Source organism: Cupriavidus sp. L7L, assembly GCF_004353535.1.
Classification (GTDB): Bacteria; Pseudomonadota; Gammaproteobacteria; order Burkholderiales; family Burkholderiaceae; genus Cupriavidus; species Cupriavidus oxalaticus_A.
In genome coordinates, this window is the sequence record NZ_SMNY01000010.1 from 71,280 (window position 1) to 94,133 (window position 22,854).

The 22,854-nt window shown below is 68.4% G+C and carries 22 protein-coding genes; 14 read left to right on the forward strand and 8 right to left on the reverse strand.

Annotation, left to right across the window (positions count from 1 at the left end; all coding sequences use genetic code 11):
* The first annotated feature begins 4 nt into the window (after positions 1 to 4).
* The 3 genes from E1J61_RS12140 to E1J61_RS12150 are packed head-to-tail and all read left to right on the forward strand — an operon-like array spanning position 5 to position 3,643.
* Entirely contained in the window at positions 5 to 853 is an 849-nt protein-coding gene (locus E1J61_RS12140; RefSeq protein ID WP_133094309.1) for an IclR family transcriptional regulator, read from the forward strand.
* A gap of 58 nt (positions 854 to 911) precedes the next feature.
* Positions 912 to 1,925: an AAA family ATPase gene (locus tag E1J61_RS12145; protein ID WP_133094310.1), complete on the forward strand. Its 1,014-nt coding sequence runs from the start codon at positions 912 to 914 to the stop codon at positions 1,923 to 1,925.
* Positions 1,922 to 3,643, forward strand: a complete 1,722-nt coding sequence (locus E1J61_RS12150; protein ID WP_133094311.1) for a cobalt chelatase — start codon at positions 1,922 to 1,924, stop codon at positions 3,641 to 3,643. The genes E1J61_RS12145 and E1J61_RS12150 overlap by 4 nt, the downstream gene beginning before the upstream one ends.
* A gap of 2 nt (positions 3,644 to 3,645) precedes the next feature.
* On the opposite strand, the gene E1J61_RS12155 is transcribed toward E1J61_RS12150, so the two are convergent.
* From E1J61_RS12155 to E1J61_RS12170, 4 genes are read right to left on the reverse strand one after another with little or no spacing between them, the layout of a single operon-like run.
* On the reverse strand, positions 3,646 to 3,948 hold the full coding sequence (locus E1J61_RS12155) for a 2Fe-2S iron-sulfur cluster-binding protein (RefSeq protein WP_133094312.1): 303 nt from the start codon (positions 3,946 to 3,948) through the stop codon (positions 3,646 to 3,648).
* 33 nt (positions 3,949 to 3,981) lie between these two features.
* A complete protein-coding gene (locus tag E1J61_RS12160; protein ID WP_133094313.1) occupies positions 3,982 to 4,308 on the reverse strand; it encodes a ferredoxin in 327 nt (108 codons plus the stop codon).
* Between the two features lies 1 nt (position 4,309).
* Positions 4,310 to 4,645 carry a 2Fe-2S iron-sulfur cluster-binding protein gene (locus tag E1J61_RS12165; RefSeq protein WP_133094314.1) on the reverse strand — a complete coding sequence of 112 codons (336 nt, stop codon included), beginning with the start codon at positions 4,643 to 4,645 and terminating at the stop codon, positions 4,310 to 4,312.
* A gap of 53 nt (positions 4,646 to 4,698) precedes the next feature.
* Positions 4,699 to 6,237, reverse strand: coding sequence for a hypothetical protein (locus E1J61_RS12170; protein ID WP_133094315.1), 1,539 nt, complete (start codon positions 6,235 to 6,237; stop codon positions 4,699 to 4,701).
* Positions 6,238 to 6,609: 372 nt separating this feature from the next.
* Between E1J61_RS12170 and E1J61_RS12175 the strand changes: the two genes are divergently transcribed.
* The 10 genes from E1J61_RS12175 (at position 6,610) to E1J61_RS12215 (ending at position 16,503) form a co-directional block, all read left to right on the forward strand.
* Positions 6,610 to 7,365: a sulfite exporter TauE/SafE family protein gene (locus E1J61_RS12175; RefSeq protein ID WP_371703797.1), complete on the forward strand. Its 756-nt coding sequence runs from the start codon at positions 6,610 to 6,612 to the stop codon at positions 7,363 to 7,365.
* A 60-nt stretch (positions 7,366 to 7,425) separates the two neighbouring features.
* On the forward strand, positions 7,426 to 8,358 hold the full coding sequence (locus E1J61_RS12180; RefSeq protein ID WP_133094316.1) for an ornithine cyclodeaminase family protein: 933 nt from the start codon (positions 7,426 to 7,428) through the stop codon (positions 8,356 to 8,358).
* Positions 8,359 to 8,535: 177 nt separating this feature from the next.
* Complete coding sequence (locus E1J61_RS12185) at positions 8,536 to 9,267, forward strand: TenA family transcriptional regulator (protein ID WP_133094317.1); 732 nt, start codon at positions 8,536 to 8,538, stop codon at positions 9,265 to 9,267.
* Positions 9,268 to 9,292: 25 nt separating this feature from the next.
* On the forward strand, positions 9,293 to 10,738 hold the full coding sequence (locus E1J61_RS12190; protein ID WP_133094318.1) for an aldehyde dehydrogenase family protein: 1,446 nt from the start codon (positions 9,293 to 9,295) through the stop codon (positions 10,736 to 10,738).
* Between the two features lie 27 nt (positions 10,739 to 10,765).
* Positions 10,766 to 11,245 (forward strand): heme-binding protein, encoded by a 480-nt coding sequence (locus tag E1J61_RS12195; protein ID WP_013953475.1) that lies wholly within the window; start codon positions 10,766 to 10,768, stop codon positions 11,243 to 11,245.
* A gap of 27 nt (positions 11,246 to 11,272) precedes the next feature.
* Positions 11,273 to 12,274, forward strand: a complete 1,002-nt coding sequence (locus E1J61_RS12200) for a 2Fe-2S iron-sulfur cluster-binding protein (protein WP_133094319.1) — start codon at positions 11,273 to 11,275, stop codon at positions 12,272 to 12,274.
* A 70-nt stretch (positions 12,275 to 12,344) separates the two neighbouring features.
* Entirely contained in the window at positions 12,345 to 13,052 is a 708-nt protein-coding gene (locus E1J61_RS12205; protein WP_133094320.1) for a GntR family transcriptional regulator, read from the forward strand.
* Between the two features lie 172 nt (positions 13,053 to 13,224).
* Positions 13,225 to 13,401 (forward strand): hypothetical protein, encoded by a 177-nt coding sequence (locus E1J61_RS37375; protein ID WP_165971459.1) that lies wholly within the window; start codon positions 13,225 to 13,227, stop codon positions 13,399 to 13,401.
* Between the two features lie 250 nt (positions 13,402 to 13,651).
* A complete protein-coding gene (locus tag E1J61_RS12210) occupies positions 13,652 to 15,142 on the forward strand; it encodes an amidase (protein WP_133094321.1) in 1,491 nt (496 codons plus the stop codon).
* A gap of 56 nt (positions 15,143 to 15,198) precedes the next feature.
* A complete protein-coding gene (locus tag E1J61_RS12215; protein WP_133094322.1) occupies positions 15,199 to 16,503 on the forward strand; it encodes an MFS transporter in 1,305 nt (434 codons plus the stop codon).
* Positions 16,504 to 16,531: 28 nt separating this feature from the next.
* Here E1J61_RS12215 and E1J61_RS12220 read toward each other — a convergent pair whose 3' ends face one another.
* The 4 genes from E1J61_RS12220 to E1J61_RS12235 form a co-directional block, all read right to left on the reverse strand.
* Positions 16,532 to 17,302: a sulfite exporter TauE/SafE family protein gene (locus E1J61_RS12220; protein WP_133094323.1), complete on the reverse strand. Its 771-nt coding sequence runs from the start codon at positions 17,300 to 17,302 to the stop codon at positions 16,532 to 16,534.
* On the reverse strand, positions 17,299 to 18,333 hold the full coding sequence (gene pta, locus E1J61_RS12225) for a phosphate acetyltransferase (RefSeq protein ID WP_133094324.1): 1,035 nt from the start codon (positions 18,331 to 18,333) through the stop codon (positions 17,299 to 17,301). Before pta ends, E1J61_RS12220 begins: the two co-directional genes overlap by 4 nt.
* Positions 18,334 to 18,456: 123 nt before the next feature.
* Positions 18,457 to 20,223, reverse strand: coding sequence for a sulfoacetaldehyde acetyltransferase (gene xsc / locus E1J61_RS12230; protein ID WP_133094722.1), 1,767 nt, complete (start codon positions 20,221 to 20,223; stop codon positions 18,457 to 18,459).
* Between the two features lie 373 nt (positions 20,224 to 20,596).
* Complete coding sequence (locus E1J61_RS12235; RefSeq protein WP_133094325.1) at positions 20,597 to 21,676, reverse strand: 4-hydroxyphenylpyruvate dioxygenase family protein; 1,080 nt, start codon at positions 21,674 to 21,676, stop codon at positions 20,597 to 20,599.
* A gap of 135 nt (positions 21,677 to 21,811) precedes the next feature.
* Here E1J61_RS12235 and E1J61_RS12240 point away from each other — a divergent pair, with 135 nt between their 5' ends.
* A complete protein-coding gene (locus tag E1J61_RS12240; protein WP_371703809.1) occupies positions 21,812 to 22,822 on the forward strand; it encodes a shikimate dehydrogenase in 1,011 nt (336 codons plus the stop codon).
* Positions 22,823 to 22,854 lie beyond the last annotated feature (32 nt).

The window sequence follows — 22,854 nt, forward strand, 5'->3', positions numbered from 1 at the left end:
AGGCATGAACGATATGCGCCTCGCCAAAAGTGACGCCAGGCCCGACGGAGACACGCCGGCACTGCGTTTGTTCGGCCTGCTCGAAGTCATCGCGGAGAAGGACCAGTCCTTCAACCTGCAGGCGCTGGTGGAAGAAACCGGCCTGCCCAAGCCCACGCTGCACCGCATGCTGCAGCAGCTCGAGGCGGCGGGGCTGATCCAGCGCAACGGCGACGGGCGGCAATACGGCACCGGCCTGCGGCTGCGCCGGCTGGCGGAGAACCTGTTGCTCAACAGCACCTCGCACGGCGCGCGCCACATGGTGCTGCGGCGGCTGGTGGAAGAGGTGGGCGAGAGCTGCAACCTGACCGCGTTCTCGGGCGGCGAGGTGCTGTACCTGGACCGCGTGGAAACCGCGGCGCCGCTGCGCTTCTACCTGCATCCGGGTTCGCGCGTGCCGGCGCACTGCTCCGCCACCGGCAAGCTGTTCCTGGCGCAGCTGGCGCCGGCGCAGCGGCAGCGGCTGCTGGCGCATGCGGAGCTGGAGCGGTACACGCAGAACACGCTGACCGATCACGCAAAGCTGGAAGCGGAACTGGAGCGCGTGAAGCGCGACGGCTACGCGCTGGATGACGAGGAGTTCCTGCCCGGCCTTATCTGCATCGGCGTGCTGGTGCCGGCCGTGGACGGCGGCAAGTCGAACCTCGGGCTCGCGCTGCAGGCCCCGGTGATGCGCGTGGCGCGCGACAAGGTGGTGCAGCTGCTGCCGGCGCTGCAGCGCGCGGCCAGCGCGCTGGCGGCGATCGAGGCTGAAAGCGCCACCAGCTGGCAGGGCGGCGCGGAGGGCGCGGATAGCGCCGAAGAGGACGAATAGCGCGCACGGCGTCACGCGGGATTGCTCCGCTGGTCGCGGTGCCGATGTGAAAGCAGGCATGGCGACCAATGAGGAGCATGAGGTGACGCAAGAGCAGTATGGCAAGCCGGACCGGATGATTCCGGTGCGCGAGGTGTTCGGCATCGATTCCGGCCTGATGGTGCCGGCCTTCAGCCTGCGCGACGACCACGTACCGGAGATCGACCCGGCCTACCGCTTCCACCCGGAGGTGACGCTGGCAATCCTGGCCGGCTTCATGCGCGACCGGCGCGTGATGGTGCAGGGGCTGCATGGCAGCGGCAAGTCCACCCATATCGAGCAGGTGGCGGCGCGGCTCAACTGGCCGTGCGTGCGCGTCAACCTGGACGGGCATATCAGCCGGCTCGACCTGGTCGGCAAGGACGCCATCGTCGTGCGCGACGGGTGCCAGGTGACCGAGTTCCAGGAAGGCATCGTGCCGTGGGCGCTGCAGCGGCCGGTGGCGCTGATCTTCGATGAATACGACGCGGGCCGTCCCGACGTGATGTTCGTGATCCAGCGCATCCTGGAACGCGATGGCAAATTCACGCTGCTCGACCAGAACCGCGTGATCCGGCCGCATCCGTCGTTCCGGCTGTTCGCCACCTCCAATACCGTGGGACTCGGCAACGTCAACGGGCTCTATCACGGCACCCAGCTGCTCAACCACGCGCAGATCGACCGCTGGAACGTGGTCGCCACGCTGGACTACCTGCCGCACGAGGAAGAGGCGGGCATCGTGCTCGCGCGCGTGCCCGAGCTGGACAACGACGCCGGCCGCGCGCTGGTCGACGCCATGGTGGCCATGGCGGGGCTGACGCGGCGCGGGTTTGCGGCGGGTGACCTGTCGGCGCTGATGTCGCCGCGCACCGTGATCAGCTGGGCCGAGAACTGCCAGATCTTCCGCGATCCGGGCCTGGCGTTCCGGCTGACCTTCCTGAACAAGTGCGACGAGGCCGAGCGGCCGGTGGTGGCGGAGTATTATCAGCGCTGCTTCGGGCAACTTCCCGGTGACCCCGCCGCGGTTGCGGCAGCGTCGGAGTCCGCGCGATGACCACGGCGTCGGCAGCGCAGCAGCTGCGCCGGCGCCAGCGGCAGGACGAACTCTCCGGCGCCGCCGTGCGCGCGCTGACCGGCGATGCGGCGCTGCATTTCCGCGACGGCCAGCTCTGGCGCGCGATGCGGCCGGTGCCGCAGCATGCGCCGCACCTGCGCACCGATCCGGGCACTGACACGGCTGCCTGCCTGCGCGGCGCCGCCGACGGCGCGGCACTGCGGCAGGCGCATTCCGATGCCGCGCTGCACCGCAGCCTCTGCCCCGCCGATCCGGTCGAGCGCCTGCTCTTCGAGCTGCTCGAGCAGCTGCGCTGCGAGACCCACCTGCCGCGCGGCATGGCCGGCGTGGCAGCCAACCTGCGGCACGGCTTCATGGCGTGGTCGCGCGCGTTCCATCGCTCGGGGTTGACCGAGGGCCATCTCGGCATCCTGCTCTACACGGTGGCGCAGGTGGCGTGGTCGCGCCTGAGCGGCGAGCCGGTGCTGGAAGAGACCGAAGACCTGATCGAGGCCACGCGCGCCGCCATCGTTCCCGTGCTGGGCACGGCGCTGGCCGGCCTGCGCGCGCAGCGCCAGGACCAGTCCGCGTTTGCCGTGCATGCGCTGGCGCTGGCGCGTGCCGTCGGGGACATGGTCCGCAGCGAAGCGCCGCGTGCCGGCGAGGACGACGACAACGCCGTTTCATCGGCACGCGCGGGCTTTGCGCTGTGGCTCGATTTCGACGAACCGCCCGCTGAAGCCTTCGCGCTTGCCGACAGCGGCCACAGCCGCGTGCTGGCCGACGCAGCCGATGGCTACCGTATCTTCACCACGCGCTACGACCGCGAAGTGCGCGCCGCCACGCTGGTGCGGCGCGCCTTGCTCGATGAGTACCGCACGCGTCTGGACGCACGCATCGCCCGCGCGGGCGTCAACGTGGCGCGGCTCGCGCGCAAGCTGCGCGCCGCGCTGGCGCAGCCGCGCGTTGATGGCTGGTCCTTCGGCGAGGAAAGCGGCCGCATCGACGGCCGCCGGCTGGCGCAACTGGTCAGCTCGCCCGCCGAACGGCGCCTGTTCCGCCGCGAAGCGCACAAGGCGCACACCGATTGCGTGGTGGGCTTCCTGGTGGATTGCTCGGGATCGATGAAGGCGCGGGCGGAGCCGCTGACTTTGCTGCTCGACCTGCTGGCGCGTGCCCTCGACCAGGCCGGCGTGGCCACCGAGGTGCTGGGCTTCACCACCAACGCCTGGAACGGCGGGCGCGCCCGCGCCGACTGGCTCGCGCGCGGCCGGCCGGCGCACCCCGGCCGGCTCAACGAAACCTGTCACATGGTGTTCAAGGATGCCGCGCGCAGCTGGCGCCGTGCGCGCACCGACATGACTGCCTTGCTCAAGGCCGACCTGTTCCGCGAAGGCATGGACGGCGAGGCGGTGGAGTGGGCCTGCGCCCGGCTGCACGCCACCGGCAAGGCGCGCCGCATCCTGCTGGTGGTGTCCGACGGTAGCCCGATGGACACCGCCACAGGGCTGGCCAACGATGCGTGTTATCTCGACAACCACCTCAAGGCCGTCGTGGCGCGGCATGAGGCGTTGCGTGATGTGGAGGTGCTGGGGCTGGGGGTTGGGCTGGATCTCAGCCCGTATTACCGGCACACGCTGGCGCTGGACCTGACGCAGCCGGTGGACATGGCGATGCTGGACGAGGTGGCGGGGTTGATCGCCGCGCGGCGGCGCTGAACTCAGGCGCGGACTGCCTCCCTGGGTTGCCACGACACCGCGATATCGCCCTCGATGAACGTCTGGCAAGCCAGCCGGAAGCCCCCTGCGAGCTCTTCTTCCGTCAGCAGTTTCTTTTCCTTCGGCTTGACCGCGTCGGTATGCTCGCGGCCTTTGTCGATGCGGCACTTGCAGGTGCCGCACAGGCCGCCGCCGCACTTGAACGGGATGCCGCCCCGCTCGCGCAGCGACACACGCAGCAGGTTGCTGTTCACCGGCGCGCTGACCGTCTTGCCGTGGTTGGTGAGGAAGGTGATCTGGATCATGGCGATGAATGCGTAGCGTGCGTGTGGGAGGCTTCAGGACTGGCCGCCCACGGCGACCGGCGTGGGCACGAGGGCGATGTCCATGCTGCCGAAGCTGGCCAGCTCGCGCAGCGCGGCGCGGGCGGCCTCCAGCGTGGCGTACTTGTCGAGGAACTTGGTCGATATCAGGTTGACGATGCCGGGTGGGGTTTCCTCCTGCACTCGTACCTTGCTATCGGCTGTATCGGCCGCCAGCTCGGCGATGACGAAGCGTGCAGTGCGCTTGCCATAGAACACGTAGTCGTATGCCTCGACGGCGGTCATGCCGTCGGTGGGCTCGGTGCGGAACTGGCCGGGGCGGCTGGTGAGCAGCACGAACATGTCAGGCTCCCGCGCATGCCGTGGCGAGGGCGGCGGGGGCCGGCAGGTCGTCCTGGGCCAGCTCGATGTCATGCTCGATCCAGAGCTGGCACGCCAGCCGGTAACCCTGCTCGAGCCGTTCGCCGAGCTGCTTCTTTTCCTTCCAGTTGGGCGGCGGCAGGTGCTCGGCCCCGGCGAGCACGCGGCAGGCGCACTTGGAGCATTTGCCCATGCCGCACTCGTAGCGCAGGTTGGGGTAGGGGAACTGCCGGATGCCGGCGCGGACAACCAGGTTGGTCTGGGGCTTGACCTCGTCGACAAAGGTCTCGCCGAGCTTGTGGAAGGTGACTTTGGGCATCGTCAGGTCTGGGAAAAGTCAGGGAAAACAGCGGTAGCGATGCTTGCGGGCGCCTACGACCACAACACCATCGCCGCCACGGTGGAGCAGCCCAGCCCGATCAGCACCGGGATCAGCAGCGCGCGCACCGCTTCCAGCACCGGCACCCGGGCGAAGCCTGCCACCGCGATCAGCGACGACCACGCCACCAGCGTGCCGCCGCCGGTCCAGACCGCGCCCATCTGGCCTACGGCCGCCAGCGTGGCCGGGTCGAAGCCGACCACCGGCCCCAGCGCGCCGGCCAGCGTGCCGGTCAGCGGCAGGCCCGCGAAACCTGAGCCGTCGATGCCGGTGATCATGCCGACCAGCAGCACGCCGAAGGCGACCAGAACGTGGTTGTCCGGGATCATGTGCTGGTAGGCCTGGATCAGCTCGAACAGCAGGCTCGGCGCCTTGCCCGGCGGCAGGCCGAGGATCTGCGCGGCGGTCTCGCCGGCGCCGACGAAGAAGAAGCCGGCGATCGGCAGCACCGAGCCCATCGCCTTGAAGGCGAAGACGAAGCCGTCGGTGATGTGCTCCGGGCAGACGTCGAGCATGCGGCGCGGGCCTTCGGCCGCCAGCGTCGCCAGCATCATCAGTACCGCCGCGACGCCGCCGACCAGCGCGGCCGCGTCGCCGCCCTTCAGATCCTGCACGCCGGTGCCAAGCTTGGGCAGCACCATCACGGCGACCACCGCAAGGAAGGCAACCGGCGTCACGATGGCAAAGCATTTCGACCACTTCACCCGGCGCCTTGCCACCATCGACAGGCTTGCCTCGATATTGCTGTCGGTGGCAAGCGGTTCGGTGTGGGCGGTGCCCCTGGCGATCTCGGCCTTGTCGAAGGTGATGCCGCCGTCGATCGCTTCGGCGGTGCCGCCCGCCTGCGCCTGCCAGCGGTCGAGCAGGGTGCCGCAAGCCGGCACGATGTGCTTGCGCATCGACAGGTACGCCAGGCACAGCGCGATGCAGCCGGTGATGATCGACAGGGCCAGCGCGCGGTCGGCCACCACCGCGGCGCTGACCGCCGCACCGGCGGCCTTGGCGCTGATGCCCGGCGCGACGCCGATCACATAGTCCGACGACAACGCCATGCCCTGACCGGCAATGGCGATCGCCATCGCGCCCGCCAGCGGCGGCAGCCCCGCCGCGATCGCGGCGGGCAGCAGGATGGCCGAGACCAGCGGCACGGCCGGCGTCGGCCAGAAGAACAGCGAGATGACGTAGGTGATGCCCGCCAGGATAAAGAACGCCGAATGCCCGTTCTTCATCACCACGCGGAAGGGCTCGACCATGCGGATGTCGGAGCGCAGCGTCTTGAGCGCATTGAGCAGCGCCGTCATGAATGCAATCACCAGGAAGATATTGAACAGCTCCTTGGCGGCAACCAGGCTCGCGGAAAACACCCCGCCCAGTGCCGACACCGGGCTGCCGGTCAGCGCAAAGACGACCAGGGCGGTGCCGACGATCGACGGGACAACAACATTGGCGCGCAGGATCATCGTCAGCACGATGACTGCTACCCCTGACAGATAGATCCAGTGCGCGGCACCGATCACGACTTGTTGTGACATGAAGACTCCCTGGGGGCGGAGGGTTTGTGGGGCGGATGGACTGGGCTGCGCTGCACCCGTTTCGGTATACTATATTCCATAATGTCTTCGCGCCAAGCGATTTCGCATCCGGACTTACGCTTACGCGAGAATGGTGCGGATCGCTCTAAGGCGCACATTTATTGGGAATTCGCCCGCTTTCACGGTCCTCCCATTGGTGCATCCCATCGGCGGGCCGGTTGCCCGGCACATCCTCAATATGTAGACTGTATACCGTTATGTATCGATTTCGGCGGGACAATCGAGCCAGATGAGCAGGACGCATGCCCGTTCCCGGGCAATCCGCCCACTCAGCCTGGCCGTCCGGCTATTCCCGCCACTACCGTTTCCGCCATGCCCGATCCGTTGCTCGCGATGCTGCCCGCCGGCCTGTCCGTCCCGGCCTACCTGTCGATGGGACTGCTCATCCTGGCGGGGGCCTGCCTGCAGGGTGTGGGCGGGATCGGCTTTGCCATGCTGTCGGCGCCGCTGGGCGCGATCTTCTTCCCTGACCTCGTGCCGGGGCCGCTGCTGGCGATGGGCTGCTGCCTGTCGCTGATGGGCGCCCTGCGCGAGCGCGAGGCCATCGTCTGGAACATCGCCGGCCTTGCACTGGCCGGCCGTGCGCTGGGCGGCGCCGCGGCGGTGCTGACCATCGCGTGGCTGGCCCCGGGTCCGCTGGCGCTGCTGTTCTCGCTGTCGATCCTCGCCGCCGTGGCGCTGAGCCTGCTCGGCTGGCGCCTGCTGCCTAGCACCCGCAACGTGGTCGTGGCGGGCACCTTGTCTGGCTTCATGGGGACGATCACCTCGGCCGGCGCGCCGCCGTTCGCGCTCGTCATGCAGCACATGGCGCCCGCGCCGTTGCGCGCGACCATGGGCTGCATCCTGTCCGGCGGGGCGGTGCTGTCGCTCGCCATGCTGGCGCTGGCCGGGCGCTTCGGCCTGCCGCAACTGGTGCTGGCGCTGGTGCTGGCGCCGTTCCTGCTGGCCGGTTTCGCGCTGTCCAACCGGCTGCGCGGGCGGGTGTCTCCCACTGCGGTGCGCCGCCTGCTGCTGGGCCTGTGCGCGGCCGGCGCGCTGGGCGTGCTCGGCCGCGCGGCATTTGCCTGATGCCGCCGGGCCCGCGGCGCTTCCGAATTTTTCCAGCTCAACCTAACCAGCGGAGTTTCCATGCAGCACATCACAGACGCGATGATCGATGCCCACGTCACCCCGGAAGATGCCCGGCAGGTCATGGAGGCGGCGTTTTCCAGCTTCGGGCGCGGCGACGCCGCGATGCAGGAGCGCATCCGCACCGAGGCCGGCGGCGTCAAGCTGTCCACGCTGGGGGCGGTGATTCCGCAGCAGGGCGTGGCCGGGGCCAAGGTCTACACCACCATCAACGGCCAGTTTTCCTTTGTCATCCTGATCTTCTCGACCGAAGACGGCCGGCCGCTGGCTTCGTTCGACGCCGGCGCCATCACGCGCCTGCGCACCGCGGCGTGCACCACGCTGGCGGCGCAGCGGCTGGCCCGTCCCGGCGCGCGCACGCTGGCCTTGTTCGGCGCCGGCACGCAGGGCGCCCAGCACGCGCGCCAGCTCGGCGCCACGCTGGGGCTGGAACGCATCCTGGTGTCCGATCCGCATGCGGACGCCGGCATGCCCGAGCGCCTGTCGGCGCTGTGCGGCATCCCGGTGGCGCTGGCCGAGCCCGATGCGGCGGTGGCCGAGGCCGACATCATTGTCACGGCCTCGCGCGCGACCACGCCGCTGTTCGCCGGCACGTCGATCCGGCCGGGCGCCTTCGTGGCCGCCATCGGCTCCAGCCTGCCGCATACGCGCGAACTGGACGACGCCGCGCTGCGCCGCGCCGCCGCGGTCGTGGTGGAGTGGCGGCCGCAATCGACCCGCGAGGCCGGCGATATCGTGCTGGCCGATCCGCAAGCGCTGCCGGCGGACAAGATCGTGGAACTGGCGGACGTCGTGCTCGGCAAGGCGTCGCCAAGGCAGCGCGACGACGACATCGTGATCTACAAGTCGGTCGGCGTGGGGCTGGAAGACGTGGCGCTGGCTGGTTTCGCCTGGTCGCGCATCGCGGGCGGGGCAGAGCGCCGCGCCGCCTGAGCGCCGTCGATCGCTCCAGCGCCGGGTAAACACCGACGTGATTAGTCAACAGAGCCCTTGTCGTCTCCGATTGACTGTATATAGTATACAAACATGCCGAAGCCGATCCGCCATGCGAGCCGGCCCCGGCATCCAACCCACCGAATCGCCCCGCATCGCCAACCAGGAGCCCCCGTCATGGCCGAACTGATGAACCGCGAAGATTTCCGTGCCGCCCTCGAAGAAGCCATCAAAGGCAAGAGCGCCAACAAGGCGCCGTTCAGCGTGGCCTGGGCCAGCGGCAAGCTGACCCGCGCCCATCTCGCGCGCTGGGCCGAGAACCACTACCACTACGTCGGCCCGTTCGCGGACTACCTGGGCTACATCTACGCCCGCACGCCGGACCGCTATACCGAAGCCAAGGATTTCCTGCTCGCGAACATGTACGAGGAAGAGATCGGCGGCGACCGCCACACCGACCTGCTGATCCGCTTTGCCGAAGCCTGCGGCACCACGCGCGAGCGCGTGACCGACCCGGACAACATGTCGCCCACCACGCGCGGCCTGCAGAGCTGGTGCTATGCGGTGGCCATGCGCGAAGACCCGATCGTGGCGGTGGCCGGCCTGGTGGTGGGGCTGGAATCGCAGGTGCCGTCGATCTACCGCAAGCAGACCCCGACGCTGCGCGACAAGTACCAGTTCACCGACGAAGAGGTCGAGTTCTTCGACCTGCATATCGTCTCGGACGAGATCCACGGCGAGCGCGGCTACCAGATCGTGCTGGAGCACGCCAACACGCCGGAGCTGCAGCAGCGCTGCCTGAAGATCTGCGAGATCGGCGCGCAGATGCGGCTGCTGTACACCACCGCGCTCTATCACGACTACGTCGAGAAAGAACTGCCGCTGCCCGAACTCGACATGGCAGCCTGAGCGCCGCCACGAAACGGGATCGACGATGACCGTATTCCTGAACCATATCGACGGCGAATGGACGGCCTGCCAGTCGGGCCGCACCTTCGACAACGTCAACCCGGCCGACACCGCCGACCTCGTGGGCCGCTTCCAGGCGTCGTCCGCGGTCGACGCGCAGGCGGCCGTGGCGGCCGCGGCGGCAGCCTTTGCCGGCTGGAGAAAGACCCCGGTCGGCAAGCGCGCCGCCATCCTCAACCGCGCGGCGGAGCACCTTGAAGCCAACGCCGACAGCATCGCCGCCGAGCTGACCCGCGAGGAAGGCAAGGCGCTGGCGCTGGCGCGCGACGAGGTGCTGCGCTCGGCCCAGACGCTGCGCTTCTATGCCGTGGAAGCGCAGACCTTCAACGGCGAGGTGTTCCCCAACGACGACCCTGACCAGCTCGTCTACAGCCAGCGCGAGCCGCTGGGCGTGGTAACGGTGATCGCGCCGTGGAATTTCCCGGTATCGATTCCCGCGCGCAAGATCGCGCCGGCGCTGGTGACCGGCAACACGGTGGTGTTCAAGCCGTCGTCCGAGGCGCCGCTGTCGGGCTACCGGCTGGCCGAGGCGCTGGTCAAGGCCGGGCTGCCCAAGGGCGTGCTGAACTTCATCACCGGCAGCGCCGCCGAGATCGGCGCCGCCATCACCGAAGCGCCTGCGGTGCGCGCGATCTCGTTCACCGGGTCGTCGCGCGCCGGCGAGCAGATCCACCGCGCGGCGCCGCTGACCACGCGCACGCAGATGGAACTCGGCGGCAAGAACCCGCTGATCGTGATGGAAGACGCCGACCTGGATCGCGCCGTCGACCTGACCATCAAGGGCGGCTTCTCGCTGTCGGGGCAAGCCTGCACCGGCACCAGCCGCGTGCTGGTGGCCGAATCCGTGAAGGCGGCATACACCGAGCGCCTGCTGGCGAAAGTCGCAACGCTCAAGGTCGGCAGCGGCATGACGCCGGGCATGGATCTCGGGCCGCTGGCCTCGGCCAGGCAGCTGGAGACCGTGCTGCGCTATATCGACATCGGCAAGTCCGAGGCGACGCTGCTGTGCGGCGGCACGCGGCTGACCGGCGGCGATCTCGACAAGGGCTATTACGTCGCGCCGACGGTGTTCACCGACGTGACGCAGCAGATGCGGATCGCGCGCGAGGAGATCTTCGGGCCTGTGATCGCCATCATCGGATTTACCGGCTACGCCGACGCCATCGCCAAGGCCAACGATACCGAGTACGGCCTGGCCGCGGCCATCGTCACCAGCAACCCGCGCTACATCCACCACTTCGCCACCGACATCGAGGCGGGCACGGTCAAGATCAACCGCACCACCACGGGCAACCTGGTCAACGCGCCGTTCGGCGGGGTCAAGAGGTCTAGCACCTCGACCTTCCGCGAGTCGGGCCGCACCGGGCTGGAATTCTATACGCAGGTCAAGACGGTCTACCGGGGCGCCTGAGCCCGGCCGTCGCAAGGAGTCTTACCGATGAAGAAAGCCATCAAGCTGGAACTGCGCGAAGCGCGCCACATGGTTGCCGCCGCGATCCGTCGTTCGGAGGAAATCGGCGTGCTGGAGTCGATCTGCGTGGTCGACGAGGGCGGCTACCCGCTCGCGCTCGAACGCATGGACGGCGCCCGCATCACCGGGCCGCAGATCGCGTGGAACAAGGCGTTCACCGCCGCGGGCCACAAGCGCTCCACCCACCTGTTCACCACGCCGCCGAACGGGCCGGCGCTGCCTGGCAACGAGGCCTTCGGCATCCAGTGGAGCTTCGAAGGCAAGTTCGCGGCGTTCGTCGGCGGCTTCCCGATCGTGGTCAACGACGAGGTGATCGGCGGCATCGGCCTGTCGGGCGGCAACGGCGAGCAGGACACGCAGGCAGGGCTGGCGGCGCTGCAGGCACTGGCCGAACTGCTGGCGCCGCAGGACCTGAAGGTGCTGGTGCAGGCCGACATCAAGAAGTAAGTACAAGTTCGTCTTAGCGGAGGTTCCATGTCGTACCGCATCCAGATCGCCGATACGCAGCAGGTCTTTTTCGTCGAGCGCGGCGAGACGCTGCTGCAGGCCGCGCAGCGCGCCAGCATCGCCTTGCCGCACGACTGCCAGCTGGGCGGCTGCGGCACCTGCCGCATCCGCCTGTTCGACGGGCAGGTGCGCTACGACGAGGAGCCGTTCGGCCTCGCGCCGGACGAGGCTGCCGCCGGTTACGCGCTCGCTTGCCAGGCACAGCCGCTGGCCGACCTCGTCATCGGCACCGCACGTGAGGGCGAGGCCTGCGCCGAGCCCGCGCGGCACCGCGCGGTGGTGCAGGCGGTGCGCCCGCTGTCGGCGGACGTCATGCACGTCGAACTGGAGGTGCCGGACGCGGGCACGCTGGACTATCGCCCCGGCCAATACCTGAAGCTGGTGAGTACCGACGGGCTCGCGCGCAGCTTTTCGATGGCGTCGGTGCCGCGGGACGGGCGGGTCGACCTGCACGTGCGGCGCATTCCGGGCGGCGCCTTTACCGACGGCATCCTGCCGCGCATGCGGGCTGGCGATGCAATCGACGTCGAACTGCCGCTCGGCAACTTCTTCTACCGGTCCCGCGACTACCGGCCGCTGCTGATGGTGGCCACCGGCACCGGGCTGGCGCCGATCAAGGCGATCCTGGAATCGCTGATGGGCGATCCCGACTGCCCGCCGGTGTCGCTGTACTGGGGCATGCGCCAGCCGCACGACCTGTACCTGCACGACGCCATCCCCGCGTGGGGCGAACGGCTCTATGACTTCCAGTACGTCCCGGTGCTGTCGCGCGCCGGGACGGACTGGCAGGGCAGGCGCGGCTATGTGCACGACGCGGCGCTGGCCGACCTGGGCGACCTGAGCGAGCACGCCATCTATCTGTGCGGCTCGCCCGACATGATCCGTGACGCCCGTGCCGCTTTCCTGGCGCACGGAGCCAGTCCTGACCACCTCTATGCGGACAGCTTTACCTTCCAGCACCTTTGTTAAGACATGACGGTATGCAAGGATGGCTGGTATACAATGACGCCAGCCTTTCCGCCTACGCCTCTGCCGACCCATGTCCCTCACTCCGTCTCCCGCCGCGCCCGCCGAGCCGCTGAGCCTCGGTGCCAGCCACTCGCCGCTGTTTGCCCTTGTCACCGACAAGGTGCGCGAAGGCATCCTGAACGGCAAGTACGCGCCGGGCGAGCGGCTGGTGGAAAACAAGCTGTCGGCGGAACTGGGCGTATCGCGCATTCCCGTGCGCGAGGCGCTGCGCGCGCTGGCCAGCGAGGGCCTGGTGCTGATCGAGCCGCGCCGCGGCGCCACGGTGGCGAGCCTGTCGCCGGTGATCGCGCGCGAGATGGTGGAGGTGCGCGCCACGCTGGAAGGCCTCAACGCCAAGCTCGCCGCGCAGCGGCGCGACCCGGCGCTGGTGGCGGAACTGGAAACGGTGCTGCGCCAGGGCATGGAGGCCGCCGCGCAGGGCCGCGCGGATGAACTGCTGGCGCTCAATACCCGCTTTCATGAGGTGCTCGGCACCATCGCCGCGAACAGCGTGCTGCAGGAAATGATGCGCTCGCTGCGCGAGCGCACCGCCGTGCTGTTCGGCCCCGCCAACGTGGTGCGCGCGCGCCAGAACTGGGACGAGCACGCCCAGATCCTGCAGGCCGTGATCGCCGGCGACGCCGACCTTGCCGCGCTGCTGGCCGCGCGCCATGTCTACAGCGCCGCCAAGGCGGCCGACCTGCCGGTGGGCGGGCAGGGCACGGCGCAGGCGGCCTGAGCGAAGGCTGCGGCCCCTGGCTGTCATCCGCTGCCGGCCGGTATTTTCCCAATCCGCGTGGCGATTGCTATTTCCGTTGCATGCCCCGCAACAGGGCGTTGCATGCCCGCGCATGACGCACTGCACCAAGAATGTGTATACTGTAGTCATTCAAGGTCAATTGGGATTTACCATGCAGTCGCCCGAGCAACGCTATCTGTCGCAACCCGTAGGTCAGCAACTGCTGCACCACCTTGCCGCGCGCGACGCCGTGCGCCATGCCTCGCCGCTGGTGCCGCTGCGCCTGCGCGATATCGGCCGCTTCCTGCAGGCGCTGGGCGGCCGCGCGCCCCGGCGCGGCCATTGCTGATCCAGCCTGAGTGAGCGGGCGGCGCATCGCGCCGCTCGTGGCCGTCGCTTCCCTTCTGGCACGCGTTCTGCGTGCCGCACTTCCCCCGATAGTCCATCCCCCTGGCGCTTGCCATCCGTGGTGCCCGCGCGCACATTCGCCTTGCACTGCGCGCAAGACGGAATATAGTATACCAACGCAAAGCAGTCCCTGAGCCCCTGATAATGCCCCCACCCGTGCCGAGCCGCGCGGATCACGACAAGGAGCCGATGTGAACCTGCCCGACTGGACGACCGGCGGCTTTCCGCCGCTATGGGAGGTGGCACAACGGCTCGCCGGCGGCACGGTTACATCGGAGGAACTTGTCGACGCCTGCGAGGCGGCCTGGCAGCGATGGCACGGCGTCATCAATGCGCTGGTGCTGCCGGATTTCAGCGCCGCGCGCGCCGCGGCACGCGACAGCGACCGGCGCCGCCGCGCCGGGCAGGCGCGCGGCGTCCTGGACGGCGTGCCGTTCTCGGTCAAGGAATCGTTCGACGTCGCCGGCTGGCCGACCACCTGCGGCAATCCCGCCTTGCGCGGGCACGTCGCCCAGCGGGATGCCGTGGTGGTGCAACGGCTGCGCGATGCCGGCGCGGTCCTGCTCGGCAAGACCAACGTCCCGCTCGGGCTGCGCGACTGGCAGAGCTACAACGCCATCTATGGCACGACTCGCAATCCGCACGATCCGTCGCGCACGCCGGGCGGCTCGTCCGGCGGTAGCGCGGCGGCGGTGTGCGCGGGTTTGTCGTTCTTCGATGTGGGTTCCGACATCGGTTCCTCGCTGCGCAACCCGGCGCACTACTGCGGCATCTTCTCGCTCAAGCCTAGTCACGGGCTGGTGCCACTGGCAGGCCACGGCACCGGCGCGGCGCGTTTCGGCGAGCAGGACATCAATGTCGCCGGCCCGCTGGCCCGCAGCGCTCGCGACCTGGAACTGGTGCTGCGCGCGATCGCCGGACCGGCCGGTGACGAGGCATTGCCATACCGCTTGCAGTTGCCGGAATGCCCGCACTGCACGCTCGCGGATTTCCGCGTTGCCGTCCTGCCCACCCATGCCCAGGCGGAAGCCGACACCGAGGTTGCAACGCAGATCGAACAGCTGGGTCACTGGCTGTCCGGCAAGGGCGCCCGCGTCGACTGGCATGTGCGGCCGGACTTCGACGCCGGCGAGCTCTGGCATGTCTACGTGACGCTGTTGCGCGCCACCACCTCTGTGCACATGGACGACGCCGCGTTTGCCGATGCGCTGGCGCGCAGCGCCACCGCCGCGGCGGGCGACCATGGCTATGCAACCCTGCAGTACACCGGCGCGACGCTGGGCCACCGCGACTGGTTGCGCCTGCAGGTCGCGCGCGAGCGCTTTGCCGCCGCCTGGCGCCGCTTCTTTACCGGCTACGACGTGCTGCTATGCCCGGCCGCGGCCACCACGGCATTTCCCATCGACGAGGCCGGAGAGCCCTGGCAGCGGACCATCAGCGTCAACGGCCGCCCGCAGCCGATGACCACGCAACTGTTCTGGGCCGGCCATTCCGGGCTGTGCGGCCTGCCTTCGGCCGTTGCGCCGATCACACCGATCGCACCAATCGGGCCAGGCGCCAGCGGCCTGCCGGTCGGCGTGCAGATCGTCGCCGGCCGCTACCAGGATCTCACCGCCTTGCGTTTTGCCAGCCTGCTGGAGGAAGCGGGCCATGCCTGCCGGCCGCCGCGGCCAGCCGCCTGACCGGCGGACCACCACCACCAACCACACCACATCACACCACCACAGGGGAGGGAATCATGTTCGATTGGTTCCGTGATTTGTCGCGCATGGAGCGCAAGGGATTCTATGGCGCGTTCCTGGGGCATGCCGTCGACGTGTTCGACTTCATGATCTATTCCTTCCTCATCTCCACGCTGCTGGGGCAGTGGGGCATGAGCAAGTCCACGGCGGGCGCGATCGTCACGTGGACACTGGTGTCGTCGCTGGTCGGCGCGATCGGCGCCGGCATCCTGGCCGACCGCTACGGGCGGGTGCGCGTGCTGCGCTGGACCATCATCGTGTTCGCGGGCGCGTGCTTCCTGTGCGGGCTGGCGCAGTCGCCGGAGCAACTGATGCTGTTCCGCATGATCCAGGGGCTGGGCTTCGGCGGCGAGTCATCGCTGTGCATGGTGCTGGTGACGGAGATGATCCGCAACCCCGCGCACCGCGGCAAATACTCGGGCTTTACCGCGAGCAGCTATTCCTTCGGCTGGGGCGCGGCGGCGATCGTGTATGCGATCACCTTCAGCGTGCTGCCGGCGGAGACGGCATGGCGCGTCTGCTTCTTCCTCGGCATCCTGCCGGCGCTGGTGGTGATCTACCTGCGCCGCAACCTGGAAGAGCCGGAGATCTTCCTGAAGAGCCGCGCGGCGGGCAGGCAAGGCTCCGCGCTGGCCGGGCTCGGCCGCCTGTTCCGCGGGCCGCTGCTGTCGAAGACGCTGCTGTGCAGCCTGCTTTCGGGCGGCATGCTGGGGGCGTACTACGCCATTGCCACGTGGCTGCCGACCTTCCTCAAGACCGAGCGCGGCCTGTCGGTGTTCGGCACCAGCTCCTACCTGACGGTCACCATCATCGGCTCATTGGTCGGCTACGTGGCGGGGGCCTACGCCACCGACCGCTGGGGCCGGCGGCTGACCTACATCGTGTTTGCGGCGGGGGCGTTCGTGGCCGCGCTGGTCTACATGGTGATCCCGGTGTCGAACACGTCGATGCTGTTCCTGGGCTTCCCGCTGGGGGTGCTGATGCAGGGCGTGTTCGCCGGCATCGGCGCGACCATCTCCGAGTCCTATCCCAACGATATCCGCGCGACGGGATATGGCGTCTCGTACAACGCCGGCCGTGTGATCGGCTCGCTGTTCCCGCTATCGGTCGGGTGGCTGAGTTCGGGGCACACCTCGCTGCCGATCGCGATCGCGATTGTCGCCGGGGTTGGCTATGCGATGGTAGTGGTTGCCGCCGTGTTGCTGCCGGAAACGACCGGTATGGATCTCGGGCAGGCCGGCGGCAGCGGCGAGAAAGAAGACGCCGCGCCGCTGGCGCAGCCCGCAGGCACGGTCGCCTGAACGCGCCGGGAGGGCGCTGCCCGCGCCCTCATCGAACCCACGCCGAGATCGCAGGCAGCATCAGGCTGACGCCGATCCCGATCAGCACCCCAAACGCAACCCGCCGCGTCGTGGTCGGCGAGAACGGCGGCGGAAAGCGCCGCCCCAGCAGCGTGGCGATTACCACCACCGGCACGCCCAGCGCCGCCTGCAGCCAGATCGCGCCATCGAGCTGGCCCTGCCAAGCCGAGAACAACGTGCGCACGCTGGACGTGACGGTAAATACCAGGATCAGCGCGCAGCGGATCTCCACCGGCTTCATCGGCTGCCGGTAGAACTGGAAGATCAGCGGCGGCCCGGACACGCCGAACATGCCGCTCAGCAGCCCGCCGAACACGCCGCTGACGAAGAAGCTGCCATCGCCTGAGCGTTGCCGCAGCGGTTCGGGCTTGAACGCGGCGCTCAGGCCGCCGTACAGGATCACCGCGCCCAGCAGCAGTTGCAGCAGCGTGGCGGCGCTGGAACTCAGGTACTCCAGTACCAGCACGCCCACCAGCACCGACGGCAGGATGCCGATGGCGGCAGCGCCCACGGCGCGCCAGTCGATATGCTCCAGCTTGCCGGGCAGCGCGCAGGCGCTGTTGGCCAGTGTCACCAGGCTGACCACGGCCGCGACGGTGGCCACCGGCGCGAGCCCCAGCCCGCTGGTGGCGCCCATCACGATCATGCCCAGGCCGAAGCCGGTCACCGTCTGGAAGTAGGTACCCGCGCCAAGCAGGGCTTGCAGCCCCAGCAGCGGCAACAACAATTCCGCCTTCATGCCGCCGCCTGTTCGCCTTTGCCGGCCTGTGCCGCGGTGGCCTGCGCCTGGACCACGGTGACGGCGATGACATGGAACACATCGTCCGCGCTGCACCCGCGCGACAGGTCGTTGGCCGGCTTGTTCAGCCCCTGCAGCATCGGCCCGATCGCCTTGGCGCCGCCGACGCGCTCGGCCAGCTTGTAGCCGATATTGCCGGACTCCAGGTTGGGGAACACCAGCACGTTGGCGCGGCCGTTGACCTGCGAGTGCGCGACCTTGCGCGCGGCGATCTCGGCGACGATGGCGGCATCGAGCTGCACGTCGCCATCGATGGCCAGGCCGGGGCGCTGCGCGCGCACGCGCTCGGTCGCGGCCACCACCTTGTCCACGGCGGCATGGTGCGCGCTGCCGCTGGTGGAGAACGACAGCATCGCCACGCGCGGCTCGTCGTTCAGCAGCGCGCGCGCGCTGTCGGCCGCGGCCATGGCGATCTCCGACAGCTCTTCCGCATCGGGATTCACCACCAGCCCGCAGTCAGAGAAGATCAGCCCGCCCTTGAGCGTGTGGAAGGGCTCGCACAGCATCATCAGGAAAAAGCTCGACACCAGCCGGAAACCGGGCGCCAGCCCGATCAGCTGGATCGCGTTGCGCACCACGTCGGCGGTGGTGTGTTCCGCCCCCGCGACCGACCCGTCCGCATGGCCGAGGCGCACCATCAGGTTGGCGAAGCACAGCGGGTCCAGCACCGCGCGCCTGGCTTCGTCCAGCGTCATGCCTTTCTTCTGGCGCAAGGCGTAGAGCTGTTGCGCGAACGAGGGCGTCAGCGCGGAGGTGGCCGGATCGACCAGCGTGATGCCGTCCAGCGCGATGCCGTGGATGGCCGCGGCGGCGTTGATCTGGCGCGGGTTGCCGACTAGCACGATGCGGGCGATGCCTTCCTGCGTGGCACGCTGCGCGGCCTGCAGGATGCGCGGGTCTTCGGCCTCGCACAGCACGATGCGGCGGGGGGCGGCGCGGGCGCGGTCGATGATGCGGAGGATGGGTTTCATGGTGGTTGGCTCGGTGAAACTGAAAAAAGGGCCAGCGCCGCGCGCTATGCCCTTGGTGTTCTCCCCTCTCCCGCTTGCGGGAGAGGGAGCACCCCATCGCGAGAGAAAGGGGTGCTGCTTGGATCAAACGTAGTCCTTGTACTTGTCCAGGTAACGCACCGGCTTCGACAGCGCATCGCGGCGGAACGGGTCGCCCAGTTCACGCGTGCACATGATCTCGATGATCGTGGTCTTGCCATGATTCATCTGCAGGTCGATGGCGCGCTTCAGTGCCGGGCCCACGTCTTCCAGGCGATCCACCACGATGCCTTCCGCGCCCATCGCCTTGGCGATTTCGGCGAAGCTCTGGTTGTCGAGCTCGCCCGCGACGAAGCGGCGGTTGTAGAAGTCCACCTGGTTCTTCTTCTCCGCGCCCCACTGGCGGTTGTGGAACACCACCGCGGTCACCGGGATGTTGTGGCGCACGCAGGTCATGGTTTCCATCAGGCTCATGCCCCAGGCGCCGTCACCGGCGTACGACACGGCCGGGCGGTGCGGCGCCGCGACCTTGGCGCCGATGATGGTCGGGAAGGCGTAGCCGCAGTTGCCCCAGCTCATCGCCGCAAAGAAGCTGCGCGGCTTCTCGAAGCGCAGGTAGCTGTTGGCCACCGAGTTGATGTTGCCGATGTCGGTGGACACCATCACATCTTCCGGCATGGCCTTTTCCAGCTCGCGCAGCACCTGGCGCGGATGCAGGTAGTGGCCGCCGTTGGGCGTGCGTTCCTGCTTCTGCTCTTCGATCATGTCCAGGCTGTACGGGTCGCGCTCATGCGTCCAGTCGTCCAGCTCCTTCTCCCACGCGGCCTTCTCGTTGGAGATATCGGTGGCGCGTGCGTCGCGGGTGGCGTCGCAGGCCAGCGTGCGGCCGGCCAGGCGCTGGGTCAGCGCGATGGCGGCAGCCTTGGCGTCGCCGCAGATGCCCACCGAGATCTTCTTCACCAGGCCCAGCATCTTGTGGTCGGCATCGATCTGGATGATCTTGGCGTTCTTCGGCCAGTAGTCCATGCCGTGCTGCGGCAGCGTGCCGAACGGCCCCAGGCGCGAGCCCAGCGCGATCACCACGTCGGCGCGCGAGATCAGCTTCATCGCGGCCTTCGACCCCTGGTAGCCCAGCGGGCCGCACCACAGCGGGTGGCTGGCGGGGAACGAGTCGTTGTGCAGGTAGCTGTTGACCACCGGCGCGCCCAGGCGCTCGGCCAGTGCCTTGCATTCCTCGATTGCATCGGCCATCACCACGCCGCCGCCCGAGATGATCACCGGGAACCTGGCATTGGCCAGCAGTTCGGCCGCTTCATTCAGGCTCTGCTCGCCGCCGGGGCCGCGATCGAGGTTCTGCGGCTTCGGAATCTCGGCGGTGATCTTGCCGTAGAAGTGGTCGCGCGGGATGTTCAGCTGCGTCGGCCCCATCTCGGCCTTGGCGCGGTCAAAACAGCGCGCGGTGAACTCGGCCATGCGCGCCGGGTTGGTGACGTGGCCCTGGTACTTGGTGAACTCCTGGAACATCGGCAGCTGGTTGGCTTCCTGGAAGCCGCCCAGGCCGATGCCCATGGTGCCGGCTTCGGGAGTGACGATCACCACGGGGCTGTGGGCCCAGTAGGCGGCGGCGATCGAAGTCACGCAGTTGGAGATGCCGGGACCGTTCTGGCCGATGACCACGCCGTGGCGGCCCGACACACGGGCATAGCCGTCGGCCATGTGGCCGGCGCCTTGCTCGTGCACCACCGGGATCAGGCGGATGCCGGCGGGGGCGAAGATGTCCATCGCGTCCATGAAGGCCGAGCCCATGATGCCGAACATATCGGTCACGCCGTTGGCAACCATCGTTTCGACGAAGGCTTCGGACGGGGTCATGGTCTGCGGGCCAGCCGGAACCTGGCTGTCTTTCGCTGCGGCCGAGCCACCGGAAACGGCGGGCTGCTTGGTGGTTTCGAGGTCGCGCATGGCGGGTGTCTCCTGGTTGGGGTGTTATAAAGTGGAACAGTTCGTTCCGAAAAATTGATGCGTTGGTCGAAATGTAGGTGGAAGATCGGCCGGCGTCAATAAGAAGTTTTGATTTATGGAATGCATCTAGCGAAAAAATGAGACAAAAAGCGGTTATGAGTGCCTGATGAGGCACTGGAGCGTTTGCGTTGGAGGAGCGGAAAGCAAGACAGCGCCGGCATGGGAGCCGGCGCAGGGGGAAGGCAGGAGAGAGGGCGCCGCGCCTACGTGGCGGCGCAGCGCGTCAGCGTGTCGACAGCGCTTCGAGCACCGGCAGGTTGCCCTCGCCGAAGCCCTGATGACCGTCACGCTGGACGATCTCGAAGAAGAACTCGCCCGCCTCGCGTTTCAGGAAGGCTTGCTGGAAGCACTCGCGAGGGCCACTACCATCAACCAGGATGCCGTAGCGTTGCAGGCCGGCAAGGTCCAGCCCATGGCCTGGCACGCGGGCAGGGACCGAATCGTAGTAAGCCGGCGGCGGCTGCACGAACTGCACGCCACGGCTGGCCAATGCCGCGGCGCTGGCAAGAATGTCCTCGCTGGCCAGGGCAATGTGCTGGATGCCTTCGCCGTGCTGATCCGACAGGTAATGCCGCATCTGGTCGTGCCGCGGCGTTCCCTTCTCGTATAGGGGGATGCGGATGCTGCCGCACGGCGAAACCAGCGCGTGTGACTCGCCGGCGCTGCGCAGTTTCCGGAACCCCAGCACCTTGCGGTAGAACTCCAGCCATTCTTCCAGGTGGCCGGGATCGACTGCCTGGGTGAGGTGGTCGACGCGCAGAAGGCCGGCGTCGGACATGTCGCCGGCCGGCGGCAGCGGCCGGAAATCCACGTCGTAGATCGAGATGTCGCCGACATCGCCCGGCCGACCCTCTTTCCCGCGCCAGCGGTCGATGAAATAGAGGACCGACTGCCCGATCCCCTGGATGGCGGGAATATTGAGCTCCATCGGTCCCACCGTGCCGCCCTCGAACGGCCAGGCGCCAGCCTCCAGCGCCCGCGCGAACGCCACAGCCGCATCGTCGACCCGAATCCCGATCGCACAGATCGACAATCCATAACGCGCCGCATAACGCGTGGCGAACGAATCCGGCTCGGCATCGACGATGAAATTCATCTCGCCCTGCCGGTACAGCTTCACCGCCTTGTGGCGATGCCGCGCGATGGCGGCGAAGCCGAGGCGTTCCAGCGTCCGGCCAAGCGCGGCAGGATCTGGCGATGCGAACTCGATGAACTCGTAGCCCCGGATGCCGAGCGGGTTGTCCCATGGTTGTGCGTCCCCTGCGCGCGGGGCGTGTGAGGAAGAGGCGGGTGCGGCGCTCATAGTCTTGGCTCCTGTCTGGGTATTGCGGGGGCGGTGCCGGGCCTTGCGGCGACGACCGATAGTAGCAACGGCGCCGCGGCTCGCCGTGCATTGGCGCCTGTCGCAGCGGCCTCGTAGAAACCCGCATTCGATGCCTTGATCGCGCATAGGCGTTCATTAATCGCCCAAAGTGCCGAAAAAGACGGTTGGCGGAGCGCCTGGCGACCACTAATCTCCGGTCAACGACGCGCCCCCGTCTCTCCGCCAAGGCCAACTCAGAAGGCCATGCATGCCGGAGTCCGGGTAGCGCGAATTACCGGAACCCAGGCACACATGATCCACGGCAAGACCACGCTAATCCCCCACATCGGCTATCCGACGGAGTCGTTCAAGGCGCCGATGATCTACAACCCCTGGTTCGACCGGCAGGGCATCGATGCCGCCGTAATCCCGATGGGGGTCAAGCCGGACGACTACGCGACGGTGTTCCCCGCGCTGTTCCGCATGACCAATATCCGCGGCGCGCTGGTGACCATGCCGCACAAGGTCGCCACCGTCGAGCTGGTCGACGAACTCACGCCCGCCGCGCGCATCGCCGGCGCCTGCAACGCCGTGCTGCGGCGTGACGACGGCACGCTGGTCGGCGGCCAGTTCGACGGCGAGGGCTTTGTGCGCGGCATCCTGCGCAAGGGCTGCCGGCTGGAAGGCGCGCGCGCCATTGTGTCGGGCAGCGGCGGGGTGGGCAGCGCTATCGCCGCCTCGCTGGCGGCGGCCGGCGTGGCCGAGCTGGCGCTGTTCGACGCCCGCGAGACGGCGGCGCGCGCCCTGGCGCATCGCCTCGCCGAACACTACCCGGCGTTGCGCGTCAGCATCGGCTCGGCCGACCCGGACGGATATGACGTGGTGGTCAATGCCACGCCGCTGGGCATGCAGCCCGGCGATCCGCTGCCGTTCGACGTGGCGCGCATCGCCCCCGGCGCCATAGTCGGCGAGGTGGTGATGAAGCAGGAATACACGCCGCTGCTGCAGGCCGCGCTCGCCCGCGGCTGCAAGGTGCAGGTGGGCACGGACATGCTGTTCGAGATGATCCCGGCCTACCTGGAGTTCTTCGGCTACGGCACGGCCACGCCCGACGCGCTGCGCGAGGTGGCGCAGATCCGCTACTGACGCATCGACGGGCCGGGGCGCAAGCCCTTGCC

Excerpts from the sequence above, each read along its gene's own strand:
- E1J61_RS12140 (WP_133094309.1), top strand. The coding sequence starts at position 5 with ATGAACGATATGCGCCTCGCCAAAAGTGACGCCAGGCCCGACGGAGAC.
- E1J61_RS12145 (WP_133094310.1), top strand. The coding sequence starts at position 912 with ATGGCGACCAATGAGGAGCATGAGGTGACGCAAGAGCAGTATGGCAAG.
- E1J61_RS12150 (WP_133094311.1), top strand. The coding sequence starts at position 1,922 with ATGACCACGGCGTCGGCAGCGCAGCAGCTGCGCCGGCGCCAGCGGCAG.
- E1J61_RS12155 (WP_133094312.1), bottom strand. The coding sequence starts at position 3,948 with ATGATCCAGATCACCTTCCTCACCAACCACGGCAAGACGGTCAGCGCG.
- E1J61_RS12160 (WP_133094313.1), bottom strand. The coding sequence starts at position 4,308 with ATGTTCGTGCTGCTCACCAGCCGCCCCGGCCAGTTCCGCACCGAGCCC.
- E1J61_RS12165 (WP_133094314.1), bottom strand. The coding sequence starts at position 4,645 with ATGCCCAAAGTCACCTTCCACAAGCTCGGCGAGACCTTTGTCGACGAG.
- E1J61_RS12170 (WP_133094315.1), bottom strand. The coding sequence starts at position 6,237 with ATGTCACAACAAGTCGTGATCGGTGCCGCGCACTGGATCTATCTGTCA.
- E1J61_RS12175 (WP_371703797.1), top strand. The coding sequence starts at position 6,610 with ATGCCCGATCCGTTGCTCGCGATGCTGCCCGCCGGCCTGTCCGTCCCG.
- E1J61_RS12180 (WP_133094316.1), top strand. The coding sequence starts at position 7,426 with ATGCAGCACATCACAGACGCGATGATCGATGCCCACGTCACCCCGGAA.
- E1J61_RS12185 (WP_133094317.1), top strand. The coding sequence starts at position 8,536 with ATGGCCGAACTGATGAACCGCGAAGATTTCCGTGCCGCCCTCGAAGAA.
- E1J61_RS12190 (WP_133094318.1), top strand. The coding sequence starts at position 9,293 with ATGACCGTATTCCTGAACCATATCGACGGCGAATGGACGGCCTGCCAG.
- E1J61_RS12195 (WP_013953475.1), top strand. The coding sequence starts at position 10,766 with ATGAAGAAAGCCATCAAGCTGGAACTGCGCGAAGCGCGCCACATGGTT.
- E1J61_RS12200 (WP_133094319.1), top strand. The coding sequence starts at position 11,273 with ATGTCGTACCGCATCCAGATCGCCGATACGCAGCAGGTCTTTTTCGTC.
- E1J61_RS12205 (WP_133094320.1), top strand. The coding sequence starts at position 12,345 with ATGTCCCTCACTCCGTCTCCCGCCGCGCCCGCCGAGCCGCTGAGCCTC.
- E1J61_RS37375 (WP_165971459.1), top strand. The coding sequence starts at position 13,225 with ATGCAGTCGCCCGAGCAACGCTATCTGTCGCAACCCGTAGGTCAGCAA.
- E1J61_RS12215 (WP_133094322.1), top strand. The coding sequence starts at position 15,199 with ATGTTCGATTGGTTCCGTGATTTGTCGCGCATGGAGCGCAAGGGATTC.
- E1J61_RS12220 (WP_133094323.1), bottom strand. The coding sequence starts at position 17,302 with ATGAAGGCGGAATTGTTGTTGCCGCTGCTGGGGCTGCAAGCCCTGCTT.
- pta (WP_133094324.1), bottom strand. The coding sequence starts at position 18,333 with ATGAAACCCATCCTCCGCATCATCGACCGCGCCCGCGCCGCCCCCCGC.
- xsc (WP_133094722.1), bottom strand. The coding sequence starts at position 20,223 with ATGACCCCGTCCGAAGCCTTCGTCGAAACGATGGTTGCCAACGGCGTG.
- E1J61_RS12235 (WP_133094325.1), bottom strand. The coding sequence starts at position 21,676 with ATGAGCGCCGCACCCGCCTCTTCCTCACACGCCCCGCGCGCAGGGGAC.